Origin of the sequence: Corynebacterium sp. HMSC076C10, assembly GCF_001812455.1 — a bacterium.
GTDB lineage: Bacteria > Actinomycetota > Actinomycetes > Mycobacteriales > Mycobacteriaceae > Corynebacterium > Corynebacterium jeikeium_D.
The window spans coordinates 1-16,503 of the sequence record NZ_KV809113.1 but is presented as its reverse complement, the minus strand read 5'-3'; the positions used below and the strand labels follow the sequence as shown (position 1 = coordinate 16,503).

Below are 16,503 nucleotides of genomic sequence, written 5' to 3'. Positions count from 1 at the left end.
GGTATGCGTAATAGAGATTATCGGCCCACTTTGCCTCAGTTACGTGCCTTTGTCGCGATTGCCGATACCGGTCACTTCGGTCAAGCCGCTGCCCGCCTCGGCATTTCACAGCCCAGCCTGTCACAAGCGCTTTCCACCCTTGAGCAGGGACTGGGGGTGCAGCTTGTAGAGCGTTCGACTCGCCGAGTGCTGGTGACGCCACTCGGTCGCGGTCTGATTCCATATGCCCGCCAAGCATCTGAAATTGTTGACGAGATCGTTGCTCGCGCCTCTGGCCGTACAGATGATTTGTCCGGACCACTATCCATTGGTGTTATCCCTACGGTTGCTCCATACGTGCTGCCCAACTTCCTCCAGTTGGTTCGTGACGAGCTGCCAGATCTAAAGCCTAGGATCGTCGAAGAGCCGACCGAGCGCCTCATCGAATCACTTCGCTCCGGCACCATTGATGCAGCCATCATGGCACTGCCGTCCGATGTGCCTTCCTTTGAAGAGATCTACCTCTACGACGAAGAGTTCTACATCGTCGTGCCAGAGGATCATCCGCTGGCAGGTAAGGAAGAGGTAAAGCTTGAGGCAATCAGAGACTTGGACTTGCTTCTGCTTGACGACGGTCATTGCCTGCGCGACCAAGTGTTGGATATCTGTCGCAAGGTCGATGCTGTTCACGGCGAGACCTCCAGCTTGGAAACACGGGCGGCTTCTCTATCGACCGTCGTGCAGTGTGTTGCCGGTGGGTTGGGGCAGTCGCTTGTACCGGAATCGGCTGTCAAGATTGAGGCCGACCGTCCCGGCCTGGCTGTTGCGCGATTCGAAGGTCCGGCACGGCCGGGACGCACCATTGGGCTGGTTCACCGCGCATCATCGGTACGCGGCGGCGAGTTCAATCGAATTGCTGAACTGGTACGGCAGGCCTACATAGACGCTGTTGCCTAAAGCCCTCTTGGCGCATGCCGCAGTAGCGTATGAAATAAGCAAAACCGGGCTGGTAGTTCCAGCCCGGTTTTTCGCGTTTATCCCTGAATAATTCGCAGCGATGCCAACCTGACCTCGCCGTATTCATCAGATGCAGCCAAGTCAACGCCCGCTTCAAAGCGCCAGCCGTGGTCGCCCTCAGGGTCATCGAGTATCTGGATCACATGCCATAGGCCCTCACCAGCCTTGCGGTCAATCGAAATCATATCGCCGCCGCGAGCCTTTGCATCGATCCCTAGGTCATCGTATTCATCGAAGTAGTCATCCATCGCGGCAGGCCAATCTGGCGCATCGTCGAGGTAGTTGTCCAGGTCGGCCAGCTCCTCCTCCTTTTCAAAGGCAAAGAGCTGCACGTGGCGAAACATGAGATTGCGCACCATACGGGTAAATGCACGTTCGTTGCCTGTAAGGGGCCGCGACTCGTCGGTGCCAAAAGCCGCTTCCTTGAGAGTTTCCTCGTCCAATGGCTTGTCCGGATCGGCCATCTGCGCCCATTCATCCACCAGGGAGTTATCCACCTGCACAACGAGCTCGCCGAGCCATTCCACAATGTCCCGGAGTTCCTCGTTAGCGGCTTCCGGAGGGAGAGTGTGTCGCAAAGTGCGCCAGGCATCGGTGAGGTAGCGCAGGAAAATACCTTCAGAGCGGGCAATTCCATACTCAGATACCACGTCCGAGAAAGTCATGGCCTTTTCCACCATCTCGCGCACCACAGACTTGGGCGACAGCGAAAACTCACGCACCCACGGGTGACCTTGAGCATAGGTGTCGAATGCGCCCTCCAGCTCGTCGGCAAGCGGCATCGGCCATGTGATGTCTTCGACGATGTTCATACGTTCGGTGTAATCAACACCCTCGGCCTTGAGCGCGGCGATTTCTTCACCGCGTGCCTTTTTCTGCTGCGCGATGAGCAGTGGGCGAGGGTCTTCCAGAATTGACTCAAACACACTGATGACATCGAGTGCGTAGTTCGGGCTGTCCTTATCCAACAGTTCGAGCGCGGCGATGGCGAAAGGCGACAGCGGCTGATTGAGCGCGAAGTCACGCTGCAGCTCCATTGTCAGCTCGGGGCGGCAGTCATCGCCCTCGCCATGCATGACGACGATTCCCGCGTTGACCAAACCGCGGTAGAGCTCAATTGCGGTCAGAATAGCCTCATTTTGCTGGTGGCGGGTGTCGTGATTGGTGCGCAGCAGATGACGCATGTGTTCGTAGGTATCGCCACCACGTGCAATGACGTTGAGCAACATACCGTTGGTAACTGCAAAGCGGCTGGTCAGCGGCTCCGGTGGCTGAGAAACGATTTTGTCGAAGGTCTTCTCCGACCATGTCACTTCGCCCTTGGGAACGGACTTCAGCCGCAACTTCTTCAGTTTGGCCTCATCCTGGCCGGCACGGCGCCGCAGCTTGGCGTTTTCGATTTCGTGTTCAGGTGCTTCGACAACTACGGTGCCCTCGGTGTCGTAGCCAGCACGGCCGGCGCGTCCAGCGATCTGGTGGAACTCGCGTGACTTGAGAATACGGCTACGACGGCCATCGAACTTGGCCAAACCGGTAATCAGCACCGTGCGAATAGGCACGTTAATGCCGACGCCGAGGGTATCCGTGCCACAGATGACCTTCAGCAGACCAGTCTGAGAGAGACGCTCAACCAAACGACGGTACTTCGGCAGCATTCCCGCATGGTGGACGCCAATGCCCTGGCGCACCAACTTGGAAAGAACTCGACCAAAGGCCGTGGTAAACCGGAAATCGCCAATCTCTTCGCGAATCCGCTCCTTCTCCTCCTTCGTCAGCAGCTTCAGACCGGTCAGTGCCTGAGCCTGTTCAGCTGCTTGGCGCTGGGAGAAAAAGACGATGTAGATTGGGGCTTTGCCGGATTCCAGCAACTCCGCCAGCGTGTCATGAACTGGTGTGTAGACATAGTGGAAATCCAGCGGTACCGGGCGCGTCGTACCTGTAACGAGGTTGACGTCGAGTCCCGTGCGTTCCTTCAAATCCGTCTCAAACTTTTGAGTATCGCCGAGAGTGGCGGACATCAACAGGAATTGGCAACGGGAAAGCTCGAGCAAGGGCACTTGCCATGCCCACCCGCGATCGGGATCCGCATAGAAGTGGAATTCATCCATTACCACCTGGTCAATATCGGCGTCGGCCCCGTCGCGCAGGGCGATATAGGCGACAATTTCCGCAGTTGCGCAGATGATGGGTGCACCACCGTTGACGGTGGCATCGCCGGTCATCATACCGACGTTCTCAGCGCCAAAGACCTCGCAGAGGGCAAAGAACTTCTCGCTGACCAAGGCCTTAATAGGCGCTGTGTAAAAGCTGCGCTGGCCACGAGCGAGGGCGCAGAAGTGGGCAGCAATAGCCACCATGGACTTGCCCGACCCTGTCGGAGTGGCAAGGATGACGTGGTCGCCACCAGCGAGACCAATAGCGGCCTCCTCCTGGGCCGGGTAGAGCGTGATGCCCTGATCCCTGGTCCAGGCAATGAACGAGTCCATAATCGCATCGTCGAAAAGGGACTCTGGAACCTCAGCTAGGTCGGGAAGCATTTCAGATAGTGACACGCTTCCCACCCTAGCGGTAACCCCGGATTAGAAGCGGAACCAGGGCTTCCAGCCGCGCCGACGGCGAGGTTGTTCCGGTTCACCGGATTCTTCGCTTTCCGCCTGCTCTTCCCGAGGCTGTTCTGACTCAGGCTGTTCGGCAGTGCCGTCTGCAGAAAACTCCGCAGACCTATCATCCGCCGAGGCCGACTCGGGTTCTTCCGAGTATGCGTCAGTGTCCTCTGATGTAGTTGCCGAGGAATCCGAGTTGGCCGGGGTCTCCGCCTCGTCGTCAAGCGAGGAAGAATCCTCTACTGGGCGCAGCGGTTGAGAAGCGAGGAACTTTTCGAACTCAGCGCCAATCTCGTCGGCGGAAGGCATCTCGCCGTTAGGTCCAAGCAGGGGAGAAGTCTCCAGCTCTTGACGACGTTGAACTTCCTGGTCGTACTGTTCCTCGAGAAGATTGACCAGCTGAGAGACCTCGCCGGAATCATTCGTCTGCGTATTGAGCAGCTCCGCCACCCGCGCGGATTCCTTCTCCAACGCCTCAAGCGGGAGCTCGAGCTTGGCTAGTTTTGCTACCTCCTGCAACAGCCGCAGTGACGCCAGCGGATACTCAGAGGCCGCGACATAGTGTGGCACCTGTGCGGTGAAACCAAAGGCATCACAACCGCGGCTTGCGAGCTCGTACTCAATGTTCAGGCTCGCAGCACCCGGAACTGTGACGCGGTTTCCCCAGGTATGCATATCACCGAGTTTCTGCTTATCTGTGCCATGGGCGATGATGCCCAGTGGTCGGGTGTGCGGAACCGTCATCGGAGCCGAGTACAGCGACACAGTCCGACCGACATCGTAGCGCTCCGCCAAATCTGCCACGGCAGTCGAGAAAGCCTCCCACCGCATGTCTGGCTCAGGGCCAGAAAGCAGCAAGAACGGCTTACCGACGTTGTCGCGAACCACATTGAGTGACAGGTTCAAATCGGATACATCCACAATCTGGTCGTGGTTCATCGTCACAGAGGGACGGCGAGAACGATAATCAATCAGCTCGTCGATAGAAAAGTTCACCAATGGACGGTGCTCGAGAGCATCCAAGAGGAAACTAGCTGATTCCGAGACGGCATTACCGGCATCCGCATAACCGCTAAGTGCAATGACCAGGGTCAGATGGCCCTCGCTTCCCGTTACGTCAGGAACCGGAAAAACTACCTCGTACATATTGCCCTGAGGCTTGTCGGTCGGATCACTCACGTACGACTACCTCCTGCATCACATTTTTCGTCATTTGAAGTAAACAACCACGATACCGCAGAAACTATTCCAGTTATCCACAAGTAGAAAGTAGTCCACAGATGGGCCGATTTTTCCGGTCGCGCACAAGCAAGGCTGTTGCGGATTCGATAACAATGAGAGCCACCAGATGGCGAGAGGATTGTCCGCTGTCGAGCTATTCCAATGGGGGAAAAGGGGTAAGGAATTAATGGGAAACAAACAGAACTTCGGTGCAGGACAAAAGCCTGAAATTGAGCCGAGTGTTTTTCTGACGAACCTGCCGGGAATCGTTGGATTCTATCCGCGGGGGCAGGTAGTGATTGCGGCGTTGTATCATCAGGTCGAAGATCTCATCGATGGCAAGGTCGAGTTTGATCCGACAGCGCATGCTGGCCCGATGCTGATTAAGGATGTGGCCTCGATTGAGAACAATCCTGACTTGGTGCGGGCAGCCGCGGACTTCCTGCTCGATGAAGGATGCACTCACGCAGATGTGTTTATCATCGACGAATCCTGGGGGATTGAAAAGGACTCCACACCTATTACAGGCTGGCTGCGAGAAGGCGGCCTGCATGAGGTGCGTTTGGCGGGCGTTGCCACTATTGCTGCGGGGGAAGTTGTCACGGACGAGCAGGGAGAGATCGTCGGCATTGTCGGTGACAGTCTGATGACCGACAATGCAAATCTAATCTCCCGGCAGGGAGAGCAGATTTTCAAAAACTATGAGGAGTACCGCAGCTATTTTCGAGGTGGCCAATTCCACGACAGTAAAGACAGGGCTCTGATTGAACGCCTCCGGGAACGAGCGACAGCCGTTGAGCAGCCGAGGAAGCTCAAAATTGGTTCGGACAATCCCGCGCTCATTGAGCACTTCGACATGCTCAAAACCGCCGTGGAAAACGTGGCCGATGGTGTGATGGATGCACATGAGGCGGTGCGCGATGAAAACGCAGGATATGCCATTGCAGCAGCACTGACCAACGTCACCTTGCGCGATATGTCCATGATTTTCATTACTACGCAGTTGGCGCAATCAATGGGAGAAATCTGGCGCGAGGCCGCAATCGTCCACCGCGGCAGCCTGCGTGCTAACGCTTTAGCGTGTTTTGCCATCGCAAAGTTCGCGGCTGGGCTGGAGAACTTTGCGCAAACAGCTCTCGATGAGGCAGCGGGGGAGCAACCGAATCATTCACTGACTCAGTTGCTGGAAATTGCGGTCGCCAATCAAATTGTGCCGAGGTGCGTCGGCACAATTCTTGGAGCAGCACAAGAGGTACTGCGCAGGGTATACAAGGTGAAAATGCCGCGTATTGATTAGCGACCCTGCAAGCTGTACTGCAGTACCTAGCGGTGCGCCGAGTGGGCTCGGTCGCCGAGGTTCTTGGTGTACTCCCATGCATCGGCGACGATGGTTTCAAGCTCCGTCTGGTTGGGCTTCCATCCGAGCTCGTCCATGGCACGCTGAGAAGAGGCAATAAGGGTTGCCGGATCACCGGCTCTACGCGGTGCATCCTCAGCGGGAATCGGGTGACCGGTGACCTTACGGCAGGTTTCAATGACCTGGCGAACTGAAAAGCCGTCGCCGGAACCGAGGTTAAAGATACGGTGGGTTCCCGGCGTGTTGGACTCTAGTGCCAAGACATGCGCATCGGCGAGGTCTTTGATGTGGATGTAGTCACGCACCGCGGTGCCGTCCGGAGTCGGCCAGTCATTGCCAAAGACCATAATCTTGTCGCGGTGACCGAGCGCAACCTGCAGTACCAGTGGGATGAGGTGAGTTTCCACCTCACGGTTTTCTCCAAAACCGCCCCAGGCACCCGCCACATTGAAATAACGCAAGCTGGTAGCGCCGATGTTGTATGCCTTGGCGTAAGAGGCGATGGCGTAGTCCATGGCCAGCTTGGTGGCACCGTAAGGGTTGGTCGGCGCGGTTGGCATGTCTTCGGTAATTGGTGTCTTCTCTGGCTCGCCGTAGGTTGCAGCTGTCGAAGAGAACACCAGGTTATTCGTACCGGTATCACGCATCGCGTCGAGTAGCTTCAGGGTTTGGCCCACATTGTTGTGCCAGTAGTCGGAAGGAACTTCGACAGACTCGCCAACAAGCGATTTCGCAGCGAAATGAACGACGCCGTCGAAGCTGTCGGAGGACAGAACCTCGTAGGCCTTGTCCGCCACATCGCCTTCGACTAGGGTCGCGCCCTCTGGCACCGCATCACGGTTGCCAACAGAGAAGTTGTCCAGAATGGTGACGTCGTGGCCAAGAGAAATCAATACTGCCGAGCACACGCTACCGACGTAGCCGGCACCACCAGTGACGAGGAGTTTCATTTGATAATCACCATGATTGCGTGAGACAGAGTATCCGGAATGTCAAGAGAATGATCACCACGGGCGAGAGTCACGCGGCCGGCGGCAACCTCGGCAAGTGCCTCAGTACCCGGCATAATTCCAGCCTTGTGGAGACGCTTCATGTAGCTCTGCTCGACCTGCAGGATTTCGTTAATCTGGACGATCTCAACGGTGTACTCGCCGGGGTTTAGATCGGACAGTCGGCGAACGTTCTCTAACGACTCTGGTGACTGAGTCCCACCGAGGTCTCCCAAACCGGGAATCGGATTGCCGAATGGGGAGCGTGTGTAAGAGTCAAGCACGTCGAGAAGTTTGCGCTCGACCTCGTCACTCATTACGTGCTCCCAGCGGCAGGCTTCGTCGTGAACCTTGTCCCATTCGAGGCCAATGACATCCGTAAGTAGGCGCTCAGCTAGGCGGTGCTTACGCATGACAGCCGTGGCCAGCCTGCGGCCCTCGTCGGAAAGCTGCAAGCTGCGATCTGGGGCAACTACGAGAAGGCCATCGCGCTCCATGCGCGCAACGGTTTGGCTAACGGTCGGCCCCGACTGCTCAAGGCGTTCGGCAATGCGAGCACGCAAAGGAATGATGCCCTCTTCTTCGAGTTCGAAAATCGTACGTAAGTACATTTCCGTGGTGTCAACCAAATCCCTCACGGTTTTCCTCCGATAACACAGTCTTAAAAGTTTTCACTCAAGTATTAGGATAACCACACTTGCGCAAGAAAGATGTTAGGGCTCGCAAATCTAGTGGCTTTGGTGCTGATTAGGCAGCGAAAAGCTTGGTTCGGTGGGCGCTGCTGAGGCGGAAGGGAGCGTACGCGATGTCGAAAGTTCGACGTGCAGACGAAAACGCCGACCGCCAGTGTGGATGAAACTCCGGCACGGGGTCGGCATTGAAGTCCAGCTCTATCTCAGGGCTGAAATTAGGAACCCTATCGATGTCACCGCCATGTGGCGTTAGTTTGCGTACTCACGCAGCTTGTCAGCACGGTCACCCTCGCGGAGCTTGGACATAACTTCCCGCTCAATCTGGCGGACGCGCTCGCGAGACAGGCCAAAGTGGCGGCCAATCTGATCCAGCGTGCGGGGCAGGCCATCGTCGAGACCGTAGCGGAGCTTAATAACTTCCTGCTCTCGAATCTCGAGAGTGGACAGAACCTTGCGGACATCGTGGTGACGCAGGGAAGCGACAACTGCCTCCTCGGCATCAGTTGCCTCTGAGTCCTCGATGAAGTCTCCCAGAGGAGCTTCCTCATCAGTGCCCACCGGCATGTCCAAGCTCACCGGGTCGCGGGACTGACGCAGCAGCATCTCGATCTTGGCCTCTGGAATGCCGGATTCCTCTGCCAATTCCTCATTCGTAGCCTCACGGCCGAGTTGCTGGTAGAGCTCACGCTTGATACGAGAAATCTTGTTGACCTGCTCAACCAAATGAACAGGGAGGCGAATGGTGCGCGACTGATCAGCCATACCGCGGGTAATAGCTTGGCGAATCCACCACGTTGCGTAAGTGGAGAACTTGAAGCCCTTGGTGTAGTCGAACTTTTCCATGGCGCGGATGAGGCCCAAGTTGCCCTCCTGGATTAGATCCAGCAGAGGCATACCGCGGTTGGTGTAGCGCTTCGCCAGCGAGACCACAAGACGGAGATTGGCTTCGAGTAGGTGGGCGCGTGCAGCCTTACCTTCCTTTGCCAAAATCTTGACATCACGCTTCTTTGCGCGGGTCATTTTCGCGCCGGTCTGCAGCAAATGCTCGGCGTATACACCGGCTTCAATGCGCTTAGAAAGTTCCACCTCTTCTTCAGCGCTGAGAAGAGCAGTCTTTCCGATGCCGTTCAAATACACACGAACCAAATCGGCGGACGGATTGGAGTTATTGCCAGTGCGGCGCCCCTTGTCCCGTGGCTGACCTTCCAGTTCGTCATTTTGAATATCGGCACTCTTCATGAATCTGCCTCCTGGATTTTTAAGTGGACTCAATAACTACAACGCACGGAGTTACGGAAATGTTCCCGTGAAAGTTGATGAATGTCAATAGGGTAATATTGCCATGCAAATATAATGTTAAGAAAAACTGCCGCGACTAGCATTCTACGAGAACTGTAAAGGGTCCATCATTGACGGATGCGACCTCCATCATCGCTCCAAATTGTCCCGTTTCGACCGTCAAGCCACGATTGCGCAAGTTCTCGACAATTTTTTCTATGACGGGTCCGGCCTCTGGGCCCGGAGCCGCGTCTACCCACGACGGCCGCCGTCCCTTCTTTGTCGCCCCCATCAACGTGAATTGGCTAACAACGAGCACCGGGGCGCCAGCGTCGACAGCGCTGAGCTCGCCATCCAGAATGCGCAGCTCCGCGATCTTGCGGGCCATCGTTTCCCAAGCATCGGCAGTGTCCTCGCGGCCAACACCTACGAGCGCCAAAATGGCGCCGGTATCGCCTCCGTCAACGTGGCCAACAACGGAGCCGTCGACAGTGACTGACGCGGATTTAACTCGGGTGAGAACGGCTTTCATTTACTGTTTATCCTCCAAGAGCTCGGTGGGGAGAATCAGACCATGGCGAACCAAGTCAACGACGATGGGAACTAGGGCGTCCTTGATTGCAGGGACTTCGGACTCATCAAAGGCTCCAAACATTGCCATGATGTCGATGACGGAGCCCAGGGCAGCTTCGGGATGCAGTGCACCCAGAATGGTTGCGACGGACTCATCGATTGAGTGTGTCCAGGCGGGGCCGTCGGTGCGTGAGATGCGCGTATCGAACTCAGTGAAGCCCTGGCCGCTGTCGACGTCGGCAAGCGAAACGCGTTCGATGGCAACGCCGGGGCGCACAGTAAAGGATGCTTCGAGGATGGTGTCAGCAGTTTGTGTACGAAGCCATTCGGCGCGGCCGAGATACTCCTCGGCTTCGGCGGCGAAGGGAGCGGCCAAAGGCTGCGGCATTTCTTCGCACACGGCGGAAGTCGGGCCGGCAATGCGTTGGACTGTGATGTAGCCGAACCCGATGCCTGTCACGCCGCTGTTGCGGAAGTGCTCCAGCCAGGCACGGGAGCGCTCGCAGCCTTCTGGGCTGCGGGGGTCGATGGACTCGTCTCGAAGCCAGGTGCCGATGTATTCCGCCGGCGTGGCGACATCTCGTTGTGTTACCCACACTTCGAGGCCTTCAGCAGGGAGCCAAGAGGCGATGCGCTGTTGCCAACTTTCGCCCTCGATATGGGCCCAAGCGCCGAGCAGATGCGCCGTGCCGCCGTCGGTGAGATGGTCGGCCAGACCGCGGATCATAAGCTCGGTGGCACCGTCCAGATTCAATCCTGAGTCACGGTAAACATGTTCCACACTTGGCAGCCCTACGACGAACGGCGGGTTCGCCACAATGCGGTCAAACTTTTGTCCTGCAACCGGTTCAAACCAGGATCCTTCGAGGGCCTGCGCCTGGTCGAAGCCATTAGCTGCGAAAGTAGCGCGGGCAAAAAACAGCGCCCGGGGGTGAATGTCCGTCGCGACAATCGACTTTGCATCCGGCTGGGCAAGACTCTGGACGCCACAACCGGCACCGAGGTCGAGTACGGATTCCACCGCCGAGGTCGGCGAAATATCGAGGAGGGAGCGGGAAGCCCGCCCCACGCCCAAGACATGATCGGGTCCAGGAACGTGATCGCTCATAGAGGCGTCGCGGTCGGAAAAGACAATACGGTCGACTCCCGCAATCTCGACCGGGCGCACATCTATACACACCTGTGCGTTGGTGGCGGTGTCGGCAAGTATGCCGCTGCCCAGTAACTTGGCTGTCAGCTCAGCCCCAAATAGCTGCTGTGCGTCGGCGAAGTCGCCCAGGATGAGAAGACGCAACGCGGTCACAGTGTCCGCAGAAACGCCCTCAGTTTCGGTAAGCAGAACATCGACAACGCCGGGCTCACCGCGGTCCAGCGCGGCCAGTCCCTCGGCGCCTAGGACTCGACGCAGTGACTCGCTGGAAAACTCAAGGCGCCTGAGCGCGGTGGCAAATTCCTCCGCACATTCGACAAAATCACGAAGCTGCTGATCAGTCGGTGGGGTGAAGGTGGAGGGGGAAAAGGTCATCGTAGGCACTACCTTCGTCGTAAAGCGGGGCGGAGGGGCTAGTTAGGGGAGCTTGACGACGGATCGTCGTCTTCCGGCATATCGATGACATTTGCATCATCGAAGGGGGGTGAGATGGTCTCGTTACCGGACTGCGGCGGTGCGTCGGTGTCTTCGGTACTGGCGGCAGAACCGAGCGCGCGCATCTCCGCTTCCTTGAGGGCGCGCTGGCGTTGCTGCTCCTCCCATTTGCGGTTTTGCTCGCGTACAACTCCAGGCTTGTAGACGCGCGGCTTACGCTTGTCCGCGGGTTCTCCAACGCCATTGGCGATAACAACCGCGATCCACGGCATGGGTACGGAGACGACCATGAGAATCGCTGCGATCCACGGCACATCCCACCACAGATAAAAAGCGCCGGAAAGAAGCAGCAGCGGAATGCGAGACCATTGCAGGGCCGCGTAGACGTGGCGGCGGTGGTCATAGTTGCGAATCCGAGAGCCGCGGGCGTCGGTAATCAACGCCGCGTCTTTCTTGCGTCGCCGGGAACTTCCGCGTTTCGGCAGCGCGGAGTCGCGACGGTCATTGATTCGCGCCATGGTTGTCTAGCATACGCCTGTGGCGTGGGGTCGTCTCAACTAGCTATGCCCGTTGCAGCCGCATGCTCGCGTAGTCACAGCGATGTTGCGGATGGCTGTGGAAGGCAGCAGTCTGCAGCGGCCAGCACCTGGGTCGCTAGGCATAATTTGACCGATGGGGCACAATTGGAATCTGTGAGCACTCCATTGAAGACGACAAAGACGATTGAACGCACCGATACCCGCGTCGATGAGTCGACGAGGGACGACACTCCGAAGTTCTTCCATTACGTCAAGAAGGACCAGATCGTGAACTCCGCGGTCAACGGCTCCTACGTCGTTGCTCTGTGCGGTGAAACCTTCCCAGTGAAGAAGTCGGCGAAGCCGGGTTCACCGGTATGCCCTGACTGCGAGCGGATTTACAAGTCCCTGCGTCGCAAGTGAGCGGGCTTCGTAAATGGCAGCAGGAGGCCCTCGACAAATACCTGGCGACTAGCCCCAAGGACTTCCTTGCAGTGGCGACACCGGGCGCAGGTAAGACGACCTTCGCCCTACGTATCGCCAGTGAGTTGCTGTCGCGCCGAATCGTCGAGCGCATCATCGTCGTAGTTCCCACTGAACACCTGAAGGTGCAGTGGGCTGCCTCCGCTGCTCGTTCGGGGATTGCGTTGGATCCCAAATTCACCAACGCCAAGGGTGTGGTAAACCCCTCCTACCAGGGAATTGTTGTGACCTACGCCCAAGTCGCAGTGCACCCGTTTAAGCACCATGCCGTAGCCACCGCTCGGCCGACATTGGTGATTCTGGACGAGGTGCACCACGGCGGCGATGCCAAGAGCTGGGGCGACGGTATTTCCGAAGCTTACGGCGATGTCGAACGCCGCCTGTGCCTAACTGGTACGCCGTTCCGCTCCGATGACGCGGCGATTCCGTTTGTTCGCTACTCGCCGGACGGCGATGGTTACTCGCGTTCCGTCGCCGATTACACGTACGGCTATTCCAATGCGCTTGCCGACGGCGTCGTGCGCCCAGTGGTCTTTTTGGCTTATTCCGGTGAAGCTCGCTGGCGTGATAGCGCGGGTGATGAGTTCGCTGCGCGACTGGGCACCGTGATGAGCCCAGAGGAGACCACGCGTGCTTGGCGCACCGCGCTTGACCCAAAGGGCGAGTGGATGCCATCTGTGCTGCGGGCAGCGCACACCCGGCTCTCGCAGATGAGGCAGCATATCCCGGACGCGGGTGGCCTGGTTATCGCCTCCGACGCGGCAACTGCCCGTGCGTACAAACGCATTCTCGAGCAGATTGCCTCTACGCCGGTGGCGTTAGTGCTCTCGGATGAACCGGGCTCGTCGGAACGAATCAAGACTTTCTCCGAGTCCACCGATGAGTGGATGGTGGCCGTGCGCATGGTCTCCGAAGGCGTGGACGTGCCGAGGCTGGCGGTCGGCGTGTACGCGACCAGTTCCTCGACTCCACTATTCTTCGCGCAGGCTATCGGACGATTCGTGCGAAGCCGCATGCCGGGGGAGACCGCTTCGGTCTTCTTGCCGTCGATTCCGGTGCTGCTCGACTTGGCCTCGCAGATGGAGGTGCAGCGCAACCACGTGCTCGGCAAGCCGGATCGGCCTTCGGAAGGCTGGGAGGATGACTTGGTCGCTGAGGCCAATCGCCGCAAGGATGAGCCCGACGAATTGCTGCCGGCCTACGAATCCATTGGCGCGGATGCTGAACTTGACTACCTCATCTACGACGGCTCCTCCTACGGCACCGCAACCGTTGCCGGTTCCGCCGAAGAGGCCGATTATCTGGGTTTGCCAGGGCTTCTCGACGCCGATCAGATGCGACTCTTGCTGCGTCAGCGGCAGGATGAACAGCTTAAAGCCGCCAGTGCCCGAGAGAAGGAAGCCCGCGAGGAGGCGAGGGAATCGTCGTCAAGCGGAGGCGAAGGGGGCGCGGTGCACCGCATTGAAGGATCGGCGTACCCAAGGCCGCAGAAGGTGGCTAGTGAGGTGTTGCCGAAGTTGCGGAAGGAGCTCAATACGCTGGTGTCGATGACAGCGGCGCGAACCGGTAAGCCACATGGTCAAGTGCATAACGAGGTTCGGCGCGCCTGTGGTGGCCCGCCGACTGCGCTGTGTACGGAGGAACAGTTGCGTGATCGCATTAGCTACCTGCGTAATTGGTAGGGTTTCAAACGAACTGAGCAATCTATGGTGGAGAGAAGAATGTCGGCAAGCAGTGATAAGTCGAGGCCGTCGGAATTGACCGGCGGTGGTTTGTCGGCTGTACCAGGCAATGACGGTCGGACTATTGGCGTGCTGGCGCTGATCTTTGGCGTCGGCGGACTCTTGATGTCCTGGATGATTGTTGGTGGCATCCTCGGTGTCTTTGGCATTGTTCTAGGCATCATCGCGATGGCGAAGGCAATGAGTGCGAAGAAGCGCGTGCAGGCAGCTGGGGGAGACGCGGTCATCAGCGGTTCGTTCGGATTGGGCGTGGTCGGCATTGTGACGGGTATTGCGGCCGCCGTGGTGTCGCTGATGCTGTATTCGTCGACATCAGATGCGATGTCGAAGTGCGAGAAGTTCGAGCGCACCTCTGGAGAGTATGCCGAGTGCATCTCTAAGCAGATGGGTACTGATCAGCCAAAGAAGCAATCGGAGTGAGTTCGGAAGCGACATCAATGGCGGTCTTACTTTGTGCCCGGAGTTTTCGGTCAACGCCAGATACGCAATCAGGAAATGAGCTAACCCCGTAATCCACCCCCGAAGCCCAACTGCCTGCAGTTTCGGCCGGGGGTTTCTTAGTGAAATCTCATATTTGGCCGAGTGTTGGTAATGATATTGGTGTCAGAAAGTACCCACATTTGGCATCCCCTACATGCGGTAAACGTTTGAACATGCGTGCAATACAGGATGTCTGCTGATTATTAAATAGGAGCGTGAATCGTGGCAGCGACATCTACGCGCGACAACTCCCCGGAACTGTCACCTGGCCAACAAGACCGTGGATACCTCAGCCGGGAGCTTTTCCGTAAGCGCACCGGTCTAGGACTCGGTATCATCTTGGCCCTGCTCGTGTACTTCTTTATGCCGGCTGAGCTCGATCACAACCTGCGTGCAACCGCAGGTGTAGCAGTGCTTATGGCCGTGTGGTGGATGTCCGAGGCTATCCCGATTGCCGTTACGGCTCTGCTGCCGCTGGCTCTATTCCCGATTCTCAACCTCGCGGAGATTAAGGATTTCTCGGGCAAGTACACAGACCCGACCATCTTCCTCTTTATGGGCGGCTTCCTGTTGGCGCTGGCGATGCAGCGTTGGAACCTCCACAAGCGCGTCGCATTGTGGGTTCTGGTGCTCATGGGGTCGTCACCAAAAATGCTGATTCTCGGCTTCATGGTGGCTACTGGCTTCCTGTCGATGTGGGTCTCCAACACGGCCACGGCCGTGATGATGCTGCCAATCGGTGTGTCCGTCCTGAGCCTCATTGTCCGAATGCTGCACGATGAAAAGGTTCCTGCAGAGGATACGGGCTCTGCGAGTGAATCCGTCGCTGAAACCCCCGGTGGGGATGCGCTGGAGGAGGCCGAGGAGTCGTCGTCAAGCTATGACCCGATGCCAAAGTCAAACTTCGGTATCGCGCTGATGCTGGGTATCGCTTACGCGGCATCGATTGGCTCGCTGGGCACGATTATTGGTACTCCGCCGAACGCGATGCTGGCGGCCTACATGGCGGAGCAGGGTGTCAACATTGGGTTCGGCCAGTGGATGCTGCTGGGTGTCCCGGTGGCGGTTGTGCTCATGCTCTGTGCATGGTTTTTGCTGACAAATGTTCTGTTTAAGCCGGAGATTACGCATATTCCAGGTGGGCGCGAACTCATGCGTGACGAGTTGAAGCGCCTTGGCCGTATGTCGACTGGAGAGCGCCGAGTGCTCCTGGTGTTTATCGCGGCGGCACTGGCGTGGGTCTTTGTTCCGGTGCTGCTGCCCGACACCAAGATTGCCGATGCGGTTATCGCAATGACCGTGGGTATTGCGTTGTTCCTTATTCCGGGTGGCCCTAATGGCGTGAAGCTCATGCGCTGGGAAAATGCGTTGGAGCTGCCGTGGGGTGTGCTGCTGCTGTTCGGTGGTGGCCTGGCGCTGTCCTCACAGTTCGGTGCCTCTGGGCTGTCGGACTGGATTGGCGAGCAGCTGTCTACTCTCGGCTGGATGCCAGTGGCTGCACTCGTGGTTGTCGTCGGCGCCGTTGTGCTGTTCCTGACCGAGTTTACCTCTAACACCGCGACGGCCGCGACCTTCCTGCCGCTGGTTGGTGCGATGGCAATCGGTCTGGGCCACGACCAGATGATCTTCGCAGTTCCAGTTGCACTGGCAGCTACTTCGGCATTCATGATGCCGGTTGCAACACCGCCGAACGCCATCGCCTACGGCTCCGGCTACGTCAGCATGGACAACATGGTCAAGGCCGGTGTCTGGCTGAACGTCGTCGCACTGATCGTGATTTCTGTGGCATCGCTGACGCTGCTGCAGTGGGTATTCGGCGTCGTGTACTAGCTGGGTAGGTAGTAGCCCGTAGTGGATGGTGGGGCAGTGCGCTGAACCGCCACCGGGCTTCTCCGCCTAGCGTTGCTTAGATGCCCGTTCGCCCCGTTCCACTTTGGTGGTTCGGGGCTTTTGGCTGCAAATGTGAAACTGTGTGAGTTTATGACA

At 57.7% G+C, this 16,503-nt stretch carries 14 protein-coding genes; 6 read left to right on the top strand and 8 right to left on the bottom strand.

Annotated elements, in window-relative coordinates:
* The first annotated feature begins 3 nt into the window (after positions 1 to 3).
* Positions 4 to 936: a hydrogen peroxide-inducible genes activator gene (locus HMPREF2857_RS05365; RefSeq protein WP_049193018.1), complete on the top strand. Its 933-nt coding sequence runs from the start codon at positions 4 to 6 to the stop codon at positions 934 to 936.
* Between the two features lie 77 nt (positions 937 to 1,013).
* On the opposite strand, the gene HMPREF2857_RS05360 is transcribed toward HMPREF2857_RS05365, so the two are convergent.
* Together HMPREF2857_RS05360 and HMPREF2857_RS05355 are read right to left on the bottom strand one after the other, a co-directional pair.
* Complete coding sequence (locus HMPREF2857_RS05360) at positions 1,014 to 3,533, bottom strand: DEAD/DEAH box helicase (protein ID WP_141752734.1); 2,520 nt, start codon at positions 3,531 to 3,533, stop codon at positions 1,014 to 1,016.
* 42 nt (positions 3,534 to 3,575) lie between these two features.
* Positions 3,576 to 4,778, bottom strand: coding sequence for a PAC2 family protein (locus HMPREF2857_RS05355; protein ID WP_070643038.1), 1,203 nt, complete (start codon positions 4,776 to 4,778; stop codon positions 3,576 to 3,578).
* Between the two features lie 229 nt (positions 4,779 to 5,007).
* Here HMPREF2857_RS05355 and HMPREF2857_RS05350 point away from each other — a divergent pair, with 229 nt between their 5' ends.
* Complete coding sequence (locus tag HMPREF2857_RS05350; RefSeq protein ID WP_246819617.1) at positions 5,008 to 6,117, top strand: DUF4192 domain-containing protein; 1,110 nt, start codon at positions 5,008 to 5,010, stop codon at positions 6,115 to 6,117.
* Positions 6,118 to 6,143: 26 nt separating this feature from the next.
* On the opposite strand, the gene galE is transcribed toward HMPREF2857_RS05350, so the two are convergent.
* The 6 genes from galE to HMPREF2857_RS05320 form a co-directional block, all read right to left on the bottom strand.
* A complete protein-coding gene (galE, locus tag HMPREF2857_RS05345; protein ID WP_069358725.1) occupies positions 6,144 to 7,127 on the bottom strand; it encodes a UDP-glucose 4-epimerase GalE in 984 nt (327 codons plus the stop codon).
* The gene (locus HMPREF2857_RS05340) at positions 7,124 to 7,804 is read right to left on the bottom strand and encodes an iron-dependent transcriptional repressor DtxR (protein WP_016422643.1); all 681 of its coding nucleotides are present in this window, start codon (positions 7,802 to 7,804) and stop codon (positions 7,124 to 7,126) included. The genes galE and HMPREF2857_RS05340 overlap by 4 nt, the downstream gene beginning before the upstream one ends.
* A gap of 303 nt (positions 7,805 to 8,107) precedes the next feature.
* The gene (locus tag HMPREF2857_RS05335; protein ID WP_016422644.1) at positions 8,108 to 9,097 is read right to left on the bottom strand and encodes a sigma-70 family RNA polymerase sigma factor; all 990 of its coding nucleotides are present in this window, start codon (positions 9,095 to 9,097) and stop codon (positions 8,108 to 8,110) included.
* A gap of 136 nt (positions 9,098 to 9,233) precedes the next feature.
* Positions 9,234 to 9,668, bottom strand: a complete 435-nt coding sequence (gene dtd / locus HMPREF2857_RS05330; RefSeq protein ID WP_049170914.1) for a D-aminoacyl-tRNA deacylase — start codon at positions 9,666 to 9,668, stop codon at positions 9,234 to 9,236.
* Positions 9,669 to 11,234: a DUF7782 domain-containing protein gene (locus tag HMPREF2857_RS05325; RefSeq protein WP_070643034.1), complete on the bottom strand. Its 1,566-nt coding sequence runs from the start codon at positions 11,232 to 11,234 to the stop codon at positions 9,669 to 9,671.
* A 38-nt stretch (positions 11,235 to 11,272) separates the two neighbouring features.
* Positions 11,273 to 11,812 (bottom strand): DUF3099 domain-containing protein, encoded by a 540-nt coding sequence (locus HMPREF2857_RS05320; RefSeq protein ID WP_049170917.1) that lies wholly within the window; start codon positions 11,810 to 11,812, stop codon positions 11,273 to 11,275.
* 174 nt (positions 11,813 to 11,986) lie between these two features.
* Between HMPREF2857_RS05320 and HMPREF2857_RS05315 the strand changes: the two genes are divergently transcribed.
* From HMPREF2857_RS05315 to HMPREF2857_RS05300, 4 genes are all read left to right on the top strand, one after another.
* Positions 11,987 to 12,235, top strand: a complete 249-nt coding sequence (locus HMPREF2857_RS05315) for a DUF3039 domain-containing protein (RefSeq protein WP_005509477.1) — start codon at positions 11,987 to 11,989, stop codon at positions 12,233 to 12,235.
* Positions 12,232 to 13,977 carry a DEAD/DEAH box helicase gene (locus tag HMPREF2857_RS05310; RefSeq protein WP_049193022.1) on the top strand — a complete coding sequence of 582 codons (1,746 nt, stop codon included), beginning with the start codon at positions 12,232 to 12,234 and terminating at the stop codon, positions 13,975 to 13,977. Before HMPREF2857_RS05315 ends, HMPREF2857_RS05310 begins: the two co-directional genes overlap by 4 nt.
* 39 nt (positions 13,978 to 14,016) lie before the next feature.
* Positions 14,017 to 14,457, top strand: a complete 441-nt coding sequence (locus HMPREF2857_RS05305) for a hypothetical protein (protein WP_016422649.1) — start codon at positions 14,017 to 14,019, stop codon at positions 14,455 to 14,457.
* Between the two features lie 282 nt (positions 14,458 to 14,739).
* Positions 14,740 to 16,347: an SLC13 family permease gene (locus HMPREF2857_RS05300; protein WP_070549534.1), complete on the top strand. Its 1,608-nt coding sequence runs from the start codon at positions 14,740 to 14,742 to the stop codon at positions 16,345 to 16,347.
* Positions 16,348 to 16,503: the final 156 nt, after the last annotated feature.